The following is a 17,998-nucleotide window of genomic DNA, read 5'->3' as shown; positions in this document are numbered from 1 at the left end:
CCGCTTACTTTCCCTCTATCTTGTGCACTAGCCTAGAAGAGGTGTGCTGCTCGATTGAGTGCACACCTCTTCTAGAGTGTGTGGACAGTGAGCAAAATCAGCACCTAACTGTCACGTAGAACGTCATGCTTCGCGGGGCTCAGCATGACGTTCTTTTTTGCTCACTGTCCACACAGCCTAGGCTAGTACGATAATTTTTTGCGCTATGAGTCAATTAACTTTCCTATGGGCACAAAACCGTCACAAGATGCGGGCAGTACTGCTATTAGCCCTGACCTTTGTCGCTGGGTTAGGCGTACTCCTGTACCTAGTAGTCGGCTCCTTCAGTTCCCTCTACCTGGCGTTAACCCTTTACGTCGGCGTGCCGATTGGCTTGCTGGTAGGCCTGTTGGAAGTATATGTGATTCCTCGCCTGCTGGTTAACATGCCCCTGGGGGTACGAATAGCCGTTAGCGCGCTACTTCAGCTGCTGCTGGTGGGCCTGCTGGTCGGACAAGCCTTCCGTTTCCTGGAGGCTGTACACCACGCCGTCGGCTATGGGGCTCGGCGGCTGCAGTTGGAACTGCCAGGCTCGGGCTTAACGCAGCTGACGAACCACCCCGAGAAAATCCCGCTCGCTCGGGTGCTGGTGCTCTATGGCCTGCTCAGCACGATCATCACGCTCGCCTATCAGACCGCCCGCAAGATTGGGGTCCCGGCGTTGGTCCGGCTGCTGCTGGGGTACTATAACCAGCCCGTGGAGGAAAAGCGCTTATTTTTGTTTGTGGACCTGCAAGGCTCCACCACGCTAGCCGAGCAGCTCGGCAACTTGCGCTACAGCGCCTTCGTGCGCGACTTCTTTCACGATGTAGGTGCCCCGATTGCCGTCGCCCGCGGCGAAATATACCAGTACGTGGGCGACGAGGTAGTTGTCACGTGGTTATGGCCGAAGGGCCTGCGCGACGCCCGCTGCCTGCGCTGCTTCTTTGCCATGCAGCGCGCCGTGGACGAGCGGCGGGAATATTACCTGCGCTGCTACGGCGTGGTGCCCGTCTTCAAAGGGGGGCTGCACGGCGGGGCGGTCATTGCCACCCAGGTAGGCGACATCCGCAGTGAGTTGGTCTTCCACGGCGATGTGCTTAACACCACCGCCCGCATCGAAGCGAAATGCAACGCTTTGCAAACCCGGCTGCTGCTCTCCGCCACGCTGTACAATGCCCTGCCACATCCGCCAGAATTTCATTTTCGCCCCTTGGGCGACTATCCCCTCCGCGGCAAAGCCAGCGCCGTCGGCTTGTACGCGGTGGACTTGCTGCCGGACTCGTTCTGACAGCCAAACCCCTCTACCACTCTTGAAGACCCATCCACTGGTATAGGCTGTGGGTTTAAGTTGAATAATCCGACGACAAGGGAGTGCCGCGGATGGGCGTTATCTTATCCGTAGCTCGTGTAACAAAGCAATCCACCATCCCTTTTCCCAATGCTATGACCAACACTTACCAGCCGGACGCACGCTTGATTTCCTGGCATCCCGTGCCGTGGTTTCTTCGTAGCTGGGGCCGCCTCGCCAGCCTGCTCGTGGTGCTGTTCATATCCGGCACTTTGCAGGCCCAGACCGGGCCCCGGCCCCGCATCGGGCTGACCCTCAGCGGCGGCGGTGCCCGGGGACTGGCGCACATTGGCTTGTTGAGGGCGCTGGATTCGGCCGGCGTCCACGTGGACTACGTGAGCGGCACCAGCATGGGCGCCGTCGTCGGTTCGTTGTACGCGGTAGGGTATTCCGGAGCCGAAATTGAGCAGATTGCCCGGAAGCTGGACTGGGCCGCCGTGCTGTCCAACGACCCATCGCTGGCCACCGTGCCGCTTCCCGAACGCCCGGAGTACAACCGCTACTTGGCTGAACTGCCGCTGGCGGCGGGCAAGTTTCAGCTTTCCAAAGGCATCATCGAATCGGAAGAACTATGGCTAACCCTCAGCGAGCTGTTCTTTCCCTACTACCGCACCAAGTCCTTCGATCAGTTTTATCGCCCGTTCCGCTGCGTGGCTACCGACGTGCTCGAAGGCGAGCCGGTGGTGTTGGACCAAGGCGAGGTGGCCCCGGCCGTACGCGCCAGCATGGCCATTCCGTCGGTGTTTGCACCGGTGCAGTACGGCAACCGCACGTTGGTCGATGGTGGGGTGGTGCGCAACTTTCCGGTGTCCGACGCCAAAGCCATGGGCGCCGACTACATCATTGGCAGCAACGTTTCGGCCGGGGCTTACACGGCGGCCAACCTGCTGAGTCCGATTGATGTGATGCTGCAAATCTCCTCGTTTAAGGACAACGCCGACTTCAAGGCGCAGAAAGCCCTGTGCAACGTACTCGTGGAGTACCCGCTCGGCACCTACACCAGCGGCAGTTTCACGGCCGCGGAACCTATCATCGCGATTGGCCTGGCGCAGGGCCGGACATTGGTGCCCCGCCTGCAGGCGCTGCGCGACTCCCTGGATCGGGTATACGGCCCCCAGCCCATGCGACCTACCCCGCCGCGCGCCGACTCGGTTTATTTTGCCAGCTACGCGGTCCGGGGCCTGACGGCCGAACAAGCCGCGCACACCGACCTGATGCTGCAGTGGATGCAGCTCCCGCTGCATCGTTACTACACCGCCCCGCAACTTTCGCAGGCGTTGCGCCGGGCGTACGGCACGCGTTATCTGCGCAAGATGACGTATGCGCTGCAGCCGCTCAAGGGCGATTCGGTGCATATCGTGTTTGATGTGGAACTTGCTCCCCGCACCAACTTACATCTGGGGCTACAGTATAATTCGGCCGTGGGCATTGGGATGGTCACGGCGTTGTCATCCCGCGATTTTCTCCTGCCTTCCTCCATCAGCCGCGTGGCGCTCAACCTGGGCGAAAATCCGCGGCTGCGCCTGCACCACTTGCAAAGCTTCACCCACCACCGATCCATGTACGCCCAGCTCTTGGCACAGGGGGAACAGGTTGAGATTACTCCCTACGACCCGAACTTCAGCAAAGCCGGCCTCTACCGGCAGCGTTACGGGCGCGTGGAGCTGCAAGCGGCCAAGATCCTGCGCGCCGACCTGAGTCTGGGCCTGGGTGCACGCTACGAACACCTCGGCTACCAGCCCGAAGTCACGACCCGCCTGCAGGCTACTGGCCGCCTACGGCAGGTCAACAGCTACGCTTTCCTCGAGGCTAATACTCTTAATGGCACGATCTACCCCACGCGCGGCATTCGTATCGAGGCCGAATTAGGCGCTATTCACGCGCAGCATTCTACCTTCCGGGTGGAAAATACCGAGACGCAGGAGCGGCTCCTGATGGCCACCAAGCCGTTTGGCCATTCGCAGCTGAACGCGGAGCTATACCACCCCGTGTCCCGCAAGTCAACCTTCATGGTGCAGGTGCAGGCGGGGGTAAACGTGAAGTCCCGGCAGGCATTTGCCAACGACTTTTTCATCGGGGGCTTGAACCGGGTGCTGCGCAACCAAATCACCTTTGCCGGGCTGCCCGACGCAGGCCTGTTCACCGGCAGTGCCGCCGTAGGCCTGCTGGGCTACCGGTGGACGCTCACGCGCAACCTGTACGGAGTCGCCAAGGCGAACGTGCTATACCACGATTTCGTAGCCAATAACCTGCGCTTGCAGCCCGCGGCTGTTCACTACGGCGGGGTCGTGAGCCTGTGTCTGAAATCCTTTATCGGCCCCCTTGAGGCGAGCCTGATGTACTCGGACTTAGCCAAAAAAGTACTGCCTTACTTCAACCTAGGCATTCCGTTCGGCTACCGGTAGGTAGTTCCGGGTTGCTCCTTGCTTGCATGCCACCTCACTATTACCCCCCCGACATTGCCCGGGCGCTGCAGGAGCGGTGGCCCGCGCCGGCCCAGCCGCTGCTGCCCGCGCCCTTGCTCACGCACTTGATTTCCGTGGCCTACCAGGCCAGCCTGCTTCGCGACGAAGGCCGCCTAGTGCAGGGTCAGCTGCTCTGTATTGCCCCAGCGGAGGCCGTCCCGGCCGATGCCGGGGAGCCGTTCGTGCTTCCCTTCGCCACGCCGCACCCGTGCACGGAACAAGAAATTCGGCGGCTAAGCCCGACGGTGCAGCGCGGCAGTACCGCGCTGGCCGTGGCCCCGGGGCCGACCGGGGAGCTGCAGCTGTGGGGCCTCGTACTCATCGGCACCGAGTGGGAAAACTCTTTTACGCTGCAGGACGAGGCGGCGGGCCACCAACAAACTCTGTTACTGCACATCCGCCAGCCCGGCTCCTTGTCGTTTTTCTGCGGCAATACCCGCGTGTTAACCCTGCAGCAGGGGCACATTGAGGGACACGGCTTTCTACAGTTTCCCATGGCCTGGGCCGCCGGACACTTTGGCGACCTGCCAACGCTGCCGTTCCAGCCACCGGCATCCCCTTCGGCTGAATGGCAAGCCGCAGCCGCCGAAATAGCGGGCACCCTGGCCTTACACGTGCTGCGCCGCATCCTGACGACCGTGCGTGACGCTGGGCACGGCGGTATGGTGGTGCTGGTATCGGCCAGCGGATTTGAGGCCTTGAGTAGTGAAACGGGAGTACTCTGGCCCAAGTACCGCGTGGCGGCACACCGCAGCAACGAGTGGTTTGGTCAGTTGATGACGGAAATTCTCACCCGCTTGAACGGCGCTTCTGGCTCACTCCTGAGCCAGTTCCAGCAAGCGCCCTACACGGTATTGCGTACGCTTGAACGCCAAGTGGAAGAACTCACCCACTTGCTGGCGGACCTGATGGCGGTGGATGGCGCATTAGTACTAGATAAAAACTTTAACATCCTGAGCTTCGGCACCGAGATTCGCGTCTCCTCAACCAGCATTTCCCATGTTTACCGTGCACTGGACATGGACGCGCAGCAGCTGCGGCCGGAGCGCTTGGACAGCGGCGGCACCCGGCACCGGGCGGCCTACCGCCTGTGCCAAGCGGACGCCCGGTGCCTGGCCATCGTTGTTTCCCAGGACGGCGCCGTGAAATTTGTGCGCCACCGCGAAGGCAAGGTTATCTTCTGGGACCAGCTCGCCTTATGATGCCGATAGCTGGGCTAAAGCCTCGTAGCATAAATAGTACTAATAAATAGGTCATGTCAGCAACCATTTTAGACCATATGAGTTTTATAGTCGAAAGGTCGATAACTTCATCCCGTCGGTTCGAGAAGGATGCAAGCACTGCTGACTTGTAGATTCTCACCCCACTTTTTTCACAAGCCAATGTCCATCATGCACTCGGCACAAGCCAAATCCATTGGAGGCCGCGACGGCCGCATCGAATCTGATAACAAGGTACTCAATCTGGAGCTGACCATGCCCCGGACCCTGGGCGGGCGCAACCGCGAAGGAGCCACCAACCCCGAGCAGCTGTTTGCCGCCGGCTACGCGGCCTGCTTCGGCAACGCCGTGATTCACACCGCCCGCCAGGCCAAAGCCAATGTGGGCGAAATTGTCATCAACGCCGAAGTGGACCTGTTCATGGACGCGCAGCAACTGCCCACGCTGGTGGTGCGCTTGTACGCCCACCTGCCCGGCGCCACCCAGGAGCAAGCCGAGGACATCGTGGCCAAGGCCCACCAGGCCTGCCCCTACTCGCGGGCTATTCGCGGCAACGCCGAGGTAACCATCACCGTTACGTCGGACGCAGGAGCGTCTTCCCAGGACTAATTAATCACGCGAGCACCAGGGAAACAGCAGCGAGTCCTAGGTTTGAGCCATTGGCTGCATGAAGGGTCCACTACCGTTTCCTTGGTGTTGCGGACTGGTAATTCCGTTCCGCTATTTAGGTCGATTAGAAATATGAAAGTATCTATGGGCACACTCTTGGCGGCTTTGTTGGCCGCTGGGAGCCCCCTAACCACTTCGCCAGCAGCGGCCCAGCGGCTCCCGGCCGATTCGCTACGCCGCCGCCCGGCGGGCGGACAAGTGGCGCAGGCGGATACCAGCCGCTCGTTTCTTGACCGCGTACTCGATGTGTTCGAGTTCGACCTCAACCAATCGGCCGTGGCGCAGCGCGGGGTGTATCCAACCCGGCTGGTGCTGGCCCCCATCCTCTCGTATGCCCCTGAAACCAGCTGGGGCGCGGGGGTAGGCGCCAAATTCCTCTTCAAGCCTAATAGAGCCGGCGCCGATACCCGGACCTCCAACATTCCGGTTTCCTTTCAGTACACGCTCAACAAGCAGTACATCCTGTATTCGGGCTACACGGTTTTCTTCAACCACGAAAACTATCTGCTGCGCGGCAACTTGCGGCATTCCAGCTTTCCGCGGTTGTTCTACGGCGTGGGCAACAATACGCCCAGCGCCAACGAGGAGGTGTACGACTACCGCTATACGGTGCTGGAGCCGCTGCTGCTGCGGCGGATCGTGGGCAAGCTGTTTGTGGGCGGCGGCGTGCGCCACGTGCGGGTGAGCGACGTGCAGCTGGCTCCGCAAAGCCTGCTGCTCGACGACACCGGCCGGCCCAGCGCGGCTGGCGCGCGCGGCGCCGTGAGCACGGGCCTGGAAACGGCACTCACCTACGACACGCGCGACAACGTGCTCAACGCCCAGCAGGGCATGTTGGCGGAAGTCACGCACGGCTGGTACGGTGAGCAGCTCGGGGGGCAGTTTCGCTACGAGCTAACCAAAATAGACGTGCGGCAGTATTTCCAGCTGGCCGGTACCCGCCGGCCCGTGCTGGCCTATCAGCTGTTCGGTTACTTGTCGTCGGGCAACGTGCCGCTGCTGGAACAAGGGGCGTTGGGAGGCAGTGAGTTGATGCGCGGCTACTATGAGGGGCGCTACCTCGACCGCGCTTACGCCGCTGCCCAGGTGGAATACCGGCTGCCAATCACCAACCGCTTCGGGGTCGTGGGCTTCGCCAGCGCCGGCCGGGTGGCCCCGCGCCTGCGCGATTTCAACTTCAGTGGCCTGCATCCGGCGGCGGGCGCAGGCCTGCGCTTCAAGCTGGTGAAGGCCGAAAACCTGAATGTGCGCTTCGACGCGGCCTTCGGCGACGCGGGCGGCACGTTCTATTTCAACGTAGCGGAGGCTTTCTAAGCGCTTATAGCCACAGACAGAGCACCGGTTGCTGCAGTTGTCTGGGGAGCAATGCTTGAGCTTACGTGAAACCCGGGCAAGACGATAGCATCAACGGTTGCTCTCGCAATTCCCTTTATGGCCTCTTACAAACAGAAAATTCTGCGGACCACGTACCCGCTGATCATGCGTCTGTCGAAGTCAGGCAGCAACGGCATGGTGCTGCAACACACGCAGCCTGTACCTGCTCCAGTTTCCTTCTACGAACTGGCTGGCCAGCTCAACAGCCGCCAGCCGTTGCCCTTTGCGCAGTTCAAAGGCAAGCAGGTGCTGCTCTGGTAAACACCGCCTCCAACTGCGGCTACACCAACCAGTACACGGAGCTTCAGCAGCTCGCTGAGCAATATACCGATAAGCTGATGGTCCTCGGCTTCTCAGCCAACGATTTTGCTGAGCAGGAGGAAGGCAACGACCACGCCATCGAGCAGTTTTGCCAGCTCAACTTCGGCGTGTCGTTTCCACTCATGCAGAAGAGCGTGCTCGTGAAATCCGCGGCGCAGAACCACGTGTACCAATGACTGACGCAGGCCCCGGACTGGAACTTCGCCAAATACCTCGTCAGTGCCGACGGCCGCCTCACGCACTATTTCGGTCCGGCGGTGTCGCCGCTTAGCGCCGAGCTAATAGCTAACCTAGGTATATAGCTCCATCCTCGCCCGTACCCACTTGCTTTCCTTTTTCCCGCTAACCAACTCTCCCGAGATAGATGACCTCGATGTTGCCACGGGTGGCGCGCGAGTAGGGGTAGCTCCCGTGCGGCCACGACCGCCCAAGGCTAGGGGCCTAGGTAGCTCCATGCTCAGAACCTGGTCGTTGGATTCGATGCGGCCTAGGCCACCAATAGAGTTAGGCCGTGTGCATGATGATAGGTATGAGAGGGGTAGCGCAAGAGGAAGAACAGAAATTCCCGTTAGGGCCGTGTCGGTGGGCTCTGACGCGGGGTGAGATGTGTCAGGAAACGGGCGTTTTTTCGCCCCGGCCGAAGTAATACCGGCCGCCTCGTCAATACCCAGCGAAAAACGACTTATCGGGTGTCTTCACCAATCAATAGCTCACGATCTTCGGCGTTGACCTTTTAATAATGCAACTCATTTGCTTAGCGTTGGTTTTCGTTCCTACTCTAGTGGAACCCCAGTATACTGCTATTCATCGGATAATAGTCAACCTGGGGGAGAGTGTGCAGTTCTATCCGTCGGGCTCGTTAACCAAGGCCGGAAAGTTTGTTCATATCCTAGATAAAGAGGCGTTTAAGGTCATCGTTGGGGAGCTTGACACCATACCTGATCTGGTGAATTATCTGCAGGAACGAGAAAGGGTGTTTACTGGCAAGGATGTGCTGATCCTACCCGGCGAAGAGCACTTGTTCGACAATAATACGGGGAAGCAATTCTTTAAATACAGTGCAGAAAACCGTAATCCTGCAGAGAAAACGTCCATTCTGATTTCAGGAACCGAATACGATTTGCTGGCCAAGTACCTGGAAAATGACAAGAAGTTTCCAGAACTCTTTTCTTCCTCAGAATACAATGGTGCTTGGTTCGACCTTGACGGCGCCTGGGACTTCTATCAAAAGCGGGAAGAAGTGATTTTGAAAAGGAAACACGACCGGTACAGCTACTTTGTCGATGAGTTTGTGCGGAATGAAATCTTGGTTGATGTGAATGATTTGAGGCTCGACCTTGCGAAAGAATTACTCTCGTTAACCAGGTTCGAAAGAAGGATAATCGGGCAGGGCTTCTTCGGACTATTCGAGGAGAACAAGCACAAGAGTGGTTGGTACATGGCGAGAAGGCACGGCAAGGTTGCTGACCTATTAGTGTCCTTCATTATCTATGGCAGTGATATGAAGCCAGAAGTAATTGATACAATGCTGGAAGTAGCTTTGCAGGGATACTCCTCGTTTGAAGGCTACCAGACGAGTAAATCAATCTTGATTGCTGCCAATAATCGGCTGACGGAGTTCAAGTTTGGCTACATGCAGGATATCAAGGTTCTCGGTGAAGAGGAGGAAATGCACCTCAGGCATGATTTAGACAAACTTGGGTGGTTCAAAAATCCACAGATAAAACACTACTCCCTGAAAGAATATCCAGACAGTTGAATGGATCATGATAGTGGCCCTGCAACCGCCGCCGACACACTTAATAAATTAAGTATCAGATGAATCCGAAATACCGTTAATGCTAACTAGTAATCAGTTCAATAAGCAGAGTAGCAAAAAGTGTGTGACAGCACTACTTTTCAGCCAACCTGAACGGAAATGATGCGACCCGTTGCTCAGCCCCCAATCGCACGGCCCCACACTTTTTGATGCTATTCAACCAGAGGGAAGCTACTGGGCGCAACTCTACGATCTGGCTCGGCTTACCAGGTCTAGTCACGGCAGATTTGGCAGCGCAGTTGCTCCCCGCAGTCTAGGCCGCCACGCAGGTTTACCGGAATAGGTCTGGTAGCTGCTGGAAAAGCTGCCAGGCTTCGGGCCAGCCCGCATCGGAGAAAATTGCCAAGCAATCGACCAGCTTCGTTCGGCGGTCTTCTTGCGCAAAGAGGGCGCGGTGATCAGCTAGATACTCTTCAACTAGTTCCACGAAGCGTTTGGCTCCCTGCGATTCGTACTCGTACTTGGCCACACCGGTTGTGCGCAGCATCGCTTCGGCAAACAGGTCAAAGCATTGGGTTGGGTTAACCGCTACGAACTTGAGTAGGATGTCGAGCATGTGGTGCACCGTACCGGGCGTGCCCAAAGTGGCGAACCGGGAAATAAACGGCGCGTATTCCGTCAGGCATTGGCGCTTCGCCTCTAGGGTGCCGATGTTCTCTGGTAAGTCATGGCCGATAGCGTAAAAGAGTTGGCCGGCCAGTTCGTTAAAAATCCAGTGCGCTGCTTCTTCTTCTTCGGTGGGCTGGTGGTTATCGGAAGTCCAATTTCGAACTGCCGGCTCCACTGCATCCACCAGTTCCTGCATCAATGCCTGGGACCGTTGCCGGATGGCGTCCTCTTGTGGATCCTGCGCTCGGTCGTAGCCCATGGACAAGTAGGCCCGTAAAACTGCCATTACGCTCCCTAGCTGCTTCTTGTGCGCGGAATACGCGCTTACCCATTCCCGCAACTGAGCCTGGGATGCCGGCAGTTGTCGTTCCAGCGCCAGGCGCAGCAGCAGGTCCACCATTATCCTGCTTCCCTCGCCGGGGCCACCTGCTTTCGCCAGCAGGTTCAGCAGAAGCGGTTCCAAGCGGGCTGCATCCTCGTGCGCTAGGTTGCGGAGAACAGCGGTAGCGTGGTGAATAACCTGGGGATTGATTTCCTGCTCCGCAAACTTTTCGGCTAGTTCCCAAGTGGCCTCGGTGTTGTGCCAGCTCAGCTTGTAGAGCGCGGTGATCAACGCAAAGCGCACGGCCGGATGCGGGTCGCGCAACAGCAAATCCTCCACTCGATCCTGTATCAATGGCCATAAGGAGGAGATTTCTAGCAGCTGGGCCAGGGCTTTGGCGGCCTCTATGCGGGCAGCGGAGTAACCCCATGCTACGGACTGGGCAAAGTCCTCCTCCGTACTTGGTTCGGCCAACGGCTCCGGATGATGGGTTAGCTCCAGCAGACGCGTGAGGGCCTCAGGGTAGCTGGTGGCAGCTGCCGGTGCGTAAGCCAGCAGCACGCCCAGTCCTTCGGCCAGCACGGCAGCGGCTTCCGCTTCGGGCAGAGCACCGGCTGGGGACAAGGCGGCGTCGAAGGCCAGCAGCGCTTCCTGCAGATGGCGGAGGGTTTCTTCGGTGGGGGCTGCTCTGACGGCCTGCTGCGTGTAGTGAACCGCTCGGGCAAGTCCCGGCACCGAGTCGGCAGTAGCTGTTCCAGCGTTGTTCTCTGCTTCAAAGGGTTCCCTCTCAATGAACGTGCTGTGGATTTCCAGCGGCTTGCTGTTGACCAGCGCCTCACCGCTTGCTATGGCTACCTGTAAAAACTCACGCGCTTCGTCGGTGGCTAGTTGCGGCGCGCCCAGCGTCTGCAGCACGGTGCCAATGACGGAGGTGCGCATCCATTCAGGTTCGGTAAAATCAGCAAAGCCCCAGGCCAGCCAGGCCCTTTCCGCCTCATGCCGGGCTTCCGAGGGCACCAGTGGGTAAAGTACCTGCAGCAGTTCAATGGCACTTTTGCGCGTGCTTTGGCACTGCAGCACCAGGGGGCTGGACGCGGCCACCCACAGTTGGCGGCCGAGCAACTGGGGCTGCCGGGCGCCTGCTTCAAAGAGCGTCCGCCACACAATAGCGGCTCCGGTGTGTTCTAGCAGCAGGCCCGGCATATCCGCCAGCAGAGCCGGGTCTTGCACACCGGGAATCCACTGCAGAAACCGCTGGTACATTTCCGCGTGGTCATCGCTGCGGCTTGTCTCCAGATCATGCGCCCAATACGCGCTGCTATCGTCCTCAAAGCGGTACGAAGTAGTGCCGACGGTCAGGTTTTCAACCCGCGGCTCTGGTGAGGACCATTCCTTCCGGTCACGCGCCCCGCGCAAGGCGGCCGCCAGCACCCGCACGGCCGTGCGGGGGTAGGCGGCCAGCAGCGCGGCAAAATGCTTCTCCACCTCATGCCGAGCCAGCTCAAAATCCTGGGCCGCATTGGATTGCATTCTCAGGATAAAGCTTGATACCATGGGCGTGGCCTGGTCATGACGAAACTCATGCGGCCCGAAAACGCAGTACACCAACTGCACCGACAGCGCCTCATCCTGGCCCGCGAGCAAAACCAGGTGCTCAGCCAGCGCCGGGATTTCCACGTGTCCATACCGGCGGAAGCGTTCTGGTTCCAGCAGTTGGGTCAGCAGCAGTTGCGACGCAGCCGGATTAGTGCCGTAGGTACGCACCACGCTGGCAATGGTGGAACGCACCTGCCAGCGGTTCAGGAAGGCAGCGGTCATCACGCTGGTCATTATTTGACGCGCCGCCTGGCTCAGTAAGGGTAGGGCGTCCGCGGTCGGGTTGCCGTTCAGAAGGGTTTCCACGAGCGTTTGGTGCAGGCCCAGTTGGTCGGCGCCAGCACGTAGTTCAGCCACCACCTGCGCCCAAGGTCCGGCCTGGAAAGGTTGGTGGCTTTTGGCTTTGATCACTAGGGCTACCACAAAATGCCGCAAGCTGCGGGTGGCCGCGGCGTCTCCCTGGTTGAAGACCCGCACCAGACCCGTCAGATCTTCGTCCGCTTGTACCGTTTCCACGGACAGGCGGGCGACTTCCACCCGCACAATGGGATCCATGCCCTCATCGGCCACCAGCGTCCCAATAACGCCCCAGAATTCGTCAGCGGACAGGCCGCTGTTGTGCTTGAGGCCGTCGACCCAATAGTTGAGCGAGGGCGCCAGCAGCAACCCCGCTCCTTTGCTCTTGACCAACTGCGCCCGAGCGCTGGCCACGTCAGGCAGCAGGGCCAGGCAGGCGACGGCGTAGTCGAACAGCACGTGGTGCCGGAAGCCCAGCACCCGGCGGGGTTGCTCCAGCAGCAGCACGCCGTTTTCCTGCAGTTCATCCACCGCCGTGGCCGTAGCCGCGTCAATGCGGCCCTGCGCAATGGTAAGGGCCTTGGCGTCGAGCATCTGCTCCACCAGCCGGGTGAGGCCCACAATCACCGGGGTAGAGTCACCCACCCGCTCTTGCCAATACCGATCCAGCAGTTGGCCCTGGGTGCTCACGCCCGCCAATGATTCGGGCGGAGTGCCGCCCCGCAGCAGGTCGGCCAGCAAGGCTAGGTTGAACGGGTTCAACGCCAGTGCCTCCATCTTAGGACCACCGGCGGTAAGGGCCGTGTGCAGGCTGGGCGACTGGCGGGCCAGATCCGCCCGTTCCCCGGCGTCCAGCAGCCCGATGTGCAGGTGGCGTACCCGGCCAAAGCTTCGGTCCGCGTGCTGCGGCATCGGGGGCAGGCCGTGGAACAGTTGCTGCCACTCCTTGCCCACGCGCAAATCAAACGTGCGCACCGAAGCCACCACGTGCCAGCCAGGCAGGGCGGCCACCTCCCGGAGCAGCTTTTTGTACGTGGTCTCCGCCTGATTGCTCCGGGATGCGTCCAAGGCATCGAGCAGCAAGAAAGCCGGACGGGGGCCCGGTACTTGTCCGAGTACTTCCAGCAAGGGATGCGTCAGGCCAATCTCCCGGCGCAGCTCGTCGAGCGTACCCGGACCGTTTTCAACTTTGAAACAGAATACAGGGTGTTGCTGGCCAAGAATGCTGGCCGCTGCGTGCAGGATGGCGGATTTGCCCGCTCCCGGTTCGCCCGTGATGGCCAACGAACCACCCAGGGCAGCGTCCACGACGTGGTTGACGACGGGCCGGGAAACCGTAATCGGGCCTTCCACCACCTCAATGGCTGTGAAACGCGCCAACTCCGCCAGCGTGGCGGCGCTGTACGTGCTGAGCCGCGCTACGTCCTGGCGGAAACTTGGCGGTTCTGTCAGCTGAATCCGGCCATTCAAGACCAGCCGAATGGCGGCCGCGTCACCGCCGGTTCCCTGCCGGGCAGCCTGGTGTGCCCAATGATCCAGCAGTATAAGCAGGGTGTCTTCCAACCCGGGGGCCACAACACTCAACAGGGCTTCCGTAACCAGTTGGTGCTCGGAACTGCCCACCACGATTACCGAGCACACGGCCAACAGCGCTTGCCGCTGCGCAGCCGTAATTGCCGTCCCGGCTTGTGCAAGCCAAGCTGCATCCAGCAACCCGGTAAACACATCCAAGGCGTGCTGCTGATTAGCGGGCAAGCCTGTCGCAGCCCCCGTGCGGTTGCGGTCCAGCACTTCCTGCAGATGTTCCTTAATCGTCCCAGTGGCCCCCGTGCCAACGGCCAGTACCAGCCGGTCCCGGGCCGGCACCAGCGGGCGCTGAGTGCCGTTTTCCAGTACCCCAGCCCGAAACTGGCGGACGAACTGCTCTGCCACGGAAGCCAACTCGCCCGCGGCGCTATTTGATAGCGGAACGGTATTTTTGGCCTGGATGTAGATTTGGCCGACGTCAGTATCAACCACAATGTCATCGACACCGCCGGCGGGAATTTCGGCGTAGATCTTCTGGGGCGTCCCGGGCAGGTTTCCTCCCAAACGCGATAAGGGACGCTCCGTCAGCAGCAGCCCCGCGATGCAGGCCGCAACTTCGGACTGAAAGGATGTTCCGGAAAAAGTAGCTCTTCCACTCATGATAGTCGGTTAAGTAATTAACGGTCAATTTTCTTAACGTGCTATTTTTCCGTTTTCTGAGAGTACCCCTAGTAGGGGCTGCCCGGCAGATTTTCTACAGCACGGGAATAGTCAGTCTGTACCGTGTCTGCTGGCCATGACGTCACGGCTGGTTCGCTTGCCGCAGGAACAGCACTGGTAAAGTCAGTAGGTTCGGAGCTACAGGCGGCAACCAGCAGCAATAGCGGAAAGTATTCGTAGCGCACGTTTGAGAACTGAAAATTAAGTTGAGCTTTCTTACTGGTGGGAAAGATGTTGAATAAGGCGCCAATTAGTGCCTTTGCCATCGGTATACACGCCTTAATTAGCGAAACGTAAGGGAATCGAGCGTTACAGATTCGCAAAGCTGTTTCGGCATCAGGCATGCACGGATATAAAACTTATGCGGGTCATCCAGATTACTCGTTTTCAGCGCAATGTGAAGTACATTATCCGTGCGGCTAAAGATGCGGCGGAAGTAATGATCCTCCGCATCGGCAAGTACCCAAGAATAGGTATCAAAGTGGCCTAGTTTTGAGTTAGACGCAATGGCCATTACGAGCTGCGTGCGCGGTGTGCTGGTCAACGTGTCAAGGGCAAAACCATGAGTGTAATCCGGTTCGCTAAAAAGCCCGCCCCCTTGGGGCTCCCATTTCCGTTCTAGCCAGGCCTCCTTGATCTGAACATCGATTGAATCGCCCAACCGAATTTGCTTACTGCTGCAGGTTAGTTGGCGGATGAATACGTTGCGGAGCCGCCGCGAAAATGCAGAAGAAGGGCTGATAGGATAGGTCGGAACTACCTCGACCGTTTCACTAGTGACTGTGGGCACCGAATGATTGACCTCAGCCTGTGGTGAACTATCAACGTTACATCCTGTGAGGACGGAAAGGAATACCATCGGCGACAGAGTAAGAAGTAGTCTACGCATCAGGGAAGAAAGGTACTACCAACGGCTCGGCTATTCAAGCGGTGGCCCCAGGTCCCAGGCCGCTGTTTCAATTCGCTCGCGCAGGTAATGCACCTCGCTGGCCAGGTCGCGGATATCTTCTGGCAGAACCTTATCACCGAGCAATAATTCTACCTCAGCGCTGAGCATATGCAGGCAGGACGCATGGTAGGCAAGTTGCTGTCGAATTTGGGTAAGTCGCTGTTGAGTCGGCCGTGTGTTTTCTCCTTTGATTTCGGATAAAACCTGCCTTGTGGTAAACTGAAGCGTGGCCACGTTCTCCTCATCCTCCTCCAACTCCAGCAGCACAAAGCCGGCGGCGAGGGCGGCACGTTCCGCAGCCTGGAAAGTCTCTTGCCCAAAGTTTCGGCTGATAGTAATTCGCTGTTCCTGGCGGTCCTGCAGCAAGTGTGGTAGGATTACATCGCGCAGAGCGTTGCTTAGGTAGTGCTGGCCGCGATGCTGCGGCGGCACGAATACGTGCAGATCTGCAACTCCGTGGTCGAGCATTATGCCGACGTACTGTTGCCCGTTGCGAATATAAGTACGCTTTGTTGCCATGCTGCATGGAATCAGACTCGTCGGGTCGTGGCGTAGCCAGCCAAACCCGCGCCCAGCTAACGCTTTTCGTCAACGGCCGCTGGATGATGATTTCAGGGCCTTCTGCACCATTGGCCCGGTCAAGCAGGCGACTCAGGCTTTCGTTTGTCATGGTCATGGTATCCTATAGTAAGACTCGGCACCCTGTTGGCGTTGCGGGGCGTATTGCACTTTTCCTGCTTCCCAGGCCGTCCAATCTTCAGGACTTAGCACTAACTGTACAAAGGCATCATATACTACATCGTGTCTCTCCGACGTATGTAGGCAGGTGTAACACCGGTGCATTATCCTTCTACTCTTTTTTTAACTTACTGAGCAAGTGCGTCCGACTATCATAATTCTTTGCCAGCTCGAATTTGATATCATCCTTAATGCTGGTGTCTCCCCCAGGCCTACTCTCCATTTTTCTCCTGGAGAATGAAGGAGAATAGGCCCTGTCGTGGGCGAATGTCAGCAGTATATGATCGTCTTTGACATACAAGGATTCACAATTCTTCCGTAAACCGTTTAAGATGATCTGTTGCAAATAAGGGTCTTTTGTAATACCGCGAACCTCGGCTTCCTCCCAGAAATAATTATCCTTCCCTACCACATTACGACTGTTTTCAAAGAACTCGAACTGCAAAGAATTGACCGCTCTTAGCAGCGTAGATCTATCATCTTCACGGGGCTCATATTGGGTAAATACCGCTAGGTTCAGTTTCTCCAGAGGGTTGTCAGCGTCCACATATAGATTAATCAGATTGAAAATCCGATTGCACTGCATGAAATCTAATACGGTAGAGCCAGAGTTGGACAGTATCAGCCTATAGCTTACATGCTTGGCCAAACTTTTATCATAAACGTCTATCTGAGCTTCTATTGTTGTTTTTCGAGTATACCCTTCTCCACTTTGTTGCTGCGTAATCTGATGCAGCTTAACGTACAAAATGCGTAGTGGGCAGGGGTAGTAAACAGCCTTATCCAAATACCCGGGACGAAGCACGTAGGTATCAGCTTTGTCCTCTGCTCTTTCCACTTTGAGTACTGGTTCAAGCATTAAATTGTAATGCCTTCTACTGCCATAGTGAGCTATATACTCACCTAGCGTATCAACTTGCTCGATGGTCAAATAATCGACTCTATTCAGAGACATTGTTTTCGGATTTAGGCAACTAAACACATGATCGGTTACGCCTGCTGGTCATTCCTTACAGGCCTAAATTGTTGACGGCATTATGCTGGCGGACGCTATCAATACGGGTATAGAGCCGAATCATGCCTGTAGTCTTGTGCTTGGTCTGGTTCATAATCTTCGAGTCTTCGGCCCCGCCCAATTTGGCAATGGTAACAAACGAGGCCCGCAGGGAGTGAGCTGAATACGCTGCGCCCAGGTAGCGCTGTACCAACTCGTTCAGCCACATACTGCTGAGCCGCTTGCGACCGAGCCGCTGGCCTTTGTTGAAGGACAGAAACAACGGGCCGCTGCTGCGACCGTTAGCTTCCAGCACTTGAAGCCAGTCCTTAACGGCCCGCACGGGGCAGGTGCGCCGATCAGAAGAATAGACCACGGCTTTTTCTTCCGATTCGCCTTGCTGGTTGGTTTTGCTTTCGCGCAGACGAATGAGTAAACCGTCGTCGTCAAACTCCAGATCCTCGACCTGCAGCTTTACAAGTTCATCGCGGCGAAACGCGCCGGCAAAGCCCAGCAGCAATAGAGCCCGGTCCCGTACGCCGTCGGGGCGCTCTAAGGAGATACCTTGCACAGTCCGCTTAAAATGTTCCAGCGTAAAGGCTTTGGCCTGCTTGGGAGCCACCTTCTCTTGCAAACTGATGCCCTTAATTAGGTCTTTTACCGTCTCATCCAAAACGGGGTTTGGCAACTTGGCCAGCCGGTGAGCCTTGCTAATTGAAGCTAAATGACGCCGCACGGTAGATACCTTCTTTTCGCGGGCCAGGTATACCAGAAAGCCTCCGACTGTAGCCGCCTCCGCCGGTAGCGGGATGCGTCCGTACTCCTGGCACCATGCGGTGAAACGCTGCCAGTCACCAGCATAAGCCTGGCGGGTTTTTTCGGAGCCCTGCTGACTGCGAATCAAGTAATCGGTCGCTTCCTGGGTGAACTCGTCTATGCTTCGAGCTGGACCGACCTCGTGCGTTTCGTCGGACAAGGCCGTAGGTAAGTGCATGCTCATGTAAGTGCC

At 58.0% G+C, this 17,998-nt stretch carries 13 protein-coding genes; 8 read left to right on the top strand and 5 right to left on the bottom strand.

Translation table 11 applies throughout. The features are described from left to right. Positions 1-205: 205 nt before the first annotated feature. The 8 genes from GGU46_RS21005 to GGU46_RS20975 all read left to right on the top strand — a co-directional run bounded on the left by GGU46_RS21005 (position 206) and on the right by GGU46_RS20975 (position 9,177). The gene (locus tag GGU46_RS21005) at positions 206-1,309 is read left to right on the top strand and encodes an adenylate/guanylate cyclase domain-containing protein (protein WP_183405496.1); all 1,104 of its coding nucleotides are present in this window, start codon (positions 206-208) and stop codon (positions 1,307-1,309) included. Between the two features lie 155 nt (positions 1,310-1,464). Further along, positions 1,465-3,774, top strand: a complete 2,310-nt coding sequence (locus tag GGU46_RS21000) for a patatin-like phospholipase family protein (RefSeq protein ID WP_183405495.1) — start codon at positions 1,465-1,467, stop codon at positions 3,772-3,774. A gap of 26 nt (positions 3,775-3,800) precedes the next feature. Beyond that, on the top strand, positions 3,801-5,036 hold the full coding sequence (locus tag GGU46_RS20995; RefSeq protein ID WP_183405494.1) for a putative sensor domain DACNV-containing protein: 1,236 nt from the start codon (positions 3,801-3,803) through the stop codon (positions 5,034-5,036). Between the two features lie 180 nt (positions 5,037-5,216). Beyond that, positions 5,217-5,663: an Ohr family peroxiredoxin gene (locus GGU46_RS20990; protein ID WP_183405493.1), complete on the top strand. Its 447-nt coding sequence runs from the start codon at positions 5,217-5,219 to the stop codon at positions 5,661-5,663. A 144-nt stretch (positions 5,664-5,807) separates the two neighbouring features. Continuing rightward, positions 5,808-7,037: a BamA/TamA family outer membrane protein gene (locus tag GGU46_RS20985; RefSeq protein WP_183405492.1), complete on the top strand. Its 1,230-nt coding sequence runs from the start codon at positions 5,808-5,810 to the stop codon at positions 7,035-7,037. Positions 7,038-7,154: 117 nt separating this feature from the next. Continuing rightward, positions 7,155-7,358 (top strand): hypothetical protein, encoded by a 204-nt coding sequence (locus tag GGU46_RS22255; RefSeq protein WP_246399140.1) that lies wholly within the window; start codon positions 7,155-7,157, stop codon positions 7,356-7,358. Continuing rightward, on the top strand, positions 7,352-7,594 hold the full coding sequence (locus tag GGU46_RS22250) for a hypothetical protein (protein WP_246399137.1): 243 nt from the start codon (positions 7,352-7,354) through the stop codon (positions 7,592-7,594). The genes GGU46_RS22255 and GGU46_RS22250 overlap by 7 nt, the downstream gene beginning before the upstream one ends. A gap of 659 nt (positions 7,595-8,253) precedes the next feature. Next, the gene (locus GGU46_RS20975) at positions 8,254-9,177 is read left to right on the top strand and encodes a hypothetical protein (RefSeq protein ID WP_183405490.1); all 924 of its coding nucleotides are present in this window, start codon (positions 8,254-8,256) and stop codon (positions 9,175-9,177) included. A gap of 331 nt (positions 9,178-9,508) precedes the next feature. Here the strand turns inward: GGU46_RS20975 and GGU46_RS20970 are convergent, their stop codons facing one another. The 5 genes from GGU46_RS20970 to GGU46_RS20950 all read right to left on the bottom strand — a co-directional run bounded on the left by GGU46_RS20970 (position 9,509) and on the right by GGU46_RS20950 (position 17,965). Continuing rightward, positions 9,509-14,248, bottom strand: coding sequence for an ATP-binding protein (locus GGU46_RS20970; protein WP_183405489.1), 4,740 nt, complete (start codon positions 14,246-14,248; stop codon positions 9,509-9,511). 343 nt (positions 14,249-14,591) lie between these two features. Next, the gene (locus GGU46_RS20965) at positions 14,592-15,167 is read right to left on the bottom strand and encodes a hypothetical protein (RefSeq protein ID WP_184094138.1); all 576 of its coding nucleotides are present in this window, start codon (positions 15,165-15,167) and stop codon (positions 14,592-14,594) included. A gap of 60 nt (positions 15,168-15,227) precedes the next feature. After that, a complete protein-coding gene (locus GGU46_RS20960) occupies positions 15,228-15,776 on the bottom strand; it encodes a hypothetical protein (protein ID WP_183405487.1) in 549 nt (182 codons plus the stop codon). Positions 15,777-16,107: 331 nt separating this feature from the next. Further along, positions 16,108-16,950: a hypothetical protein gene (locus GGU46_RS20955; protein WP_215906426.1), complete on the bottom strand. Its 843-nt coding sequence runs from the start codon at positions 16,948-16,950 to the stop codon at positions 16,108-16,110. Between the two features lie 55 nt (positions 16,951-17,005). Next, a complete protein-coding gene (locus GGU46_RS20950; RefSeq protein WP_183405485.1) occupies positions 17,006-17,965 on the bottom strand; it encodes a site-specific integrase in 960 nt (319 codons plus the stop codon). Positions 17,966-17,998 lie beyond the last annotated feature (33 nt).

The sequence above is a fragment of the Hymenobacter latericoloratus genome, from assembly GCF_014199535.1.
Taxonomy (GTDB): Bacteria; Bacteroidota; Bacteroidia; order Cytophagales; family Hymenobacteraceae; genus Hymenobacter; species Hymenobacter latericoloratus.
The sequence above is the reverse complement of the archived record's forward strand: the minus strand, read 5'-3'. Positions and strand labels throughout refer to the sequence as shown.

Coding starts and splice junctions, on each gene's coding strand:
- GGU46_RS21005 (WP_183405496.1), top strand. CDS start 206: ATGAGTCAATTAACTTTCCTATGGGCACAAAACCGTCACAAGATGCGG.
- GGU46_RS21000 (WP_183405495.1), top strand. CDS start 1,465: ATGACCAACACTTACCAGCCGGACGCACGCTTGATTTCCTGGCATCCC.
- GGU46_RS20995 (WP_183405494.1), top strand. CDS start 3,801: ATGCCACCTCACTATTACCCCCCCGACATTGCCCGGGCGCTGCAGGAG.
- GGU46_RS20990 (WP_183405493.1), top strand. CDS start 5,217: ATGTCCATCATGCACTCGGCACAAGCCAAATCCATTGGAGGCCGCGAC.
- GGU46_RS20985 (WP_183405492.1), top strand. CDS start 5,808: ATGGGCACACTCTTGGCGGCTTTGTTGGCCGCTGGGAGCCCCCTAACC.
- GGU46_RS22255 (WP_246399140.1), top strand. CDS start 7,155: ATGGCCTCTTACAAACAGAAAATTCTGCGGACCACGTACCCGCTGATC.
- GGU46_RS20970 (WP_183405489.1), bottom strand. CDS start 14,248: ATGAGTGGAAGAGCTACTTTTTCCGGAACATCCTTTCAGTCCGAAGTT.
- GGU46_RS20965 (WP_184094138.1), bottom strand. CDS start 15,167: ATGGTATTCCTTTCCGTCCTCACAGGATGTAACGTTGATAGTTCACCA.
- GGU46_RS20960 (WP_183405487.1), bottom strand. CDS start 15,776: ATGGCAACAAAGCGTACTTATATTCGCAACGGGCAACAGTACGTCGGC.
- GGU46_RS20955 (WP_215906426.1), bottom strand. CDS start 16,950: ATGTCTCTGAATAGAGTCGATTATTTGACCATCGAGCAAGTTGATACG.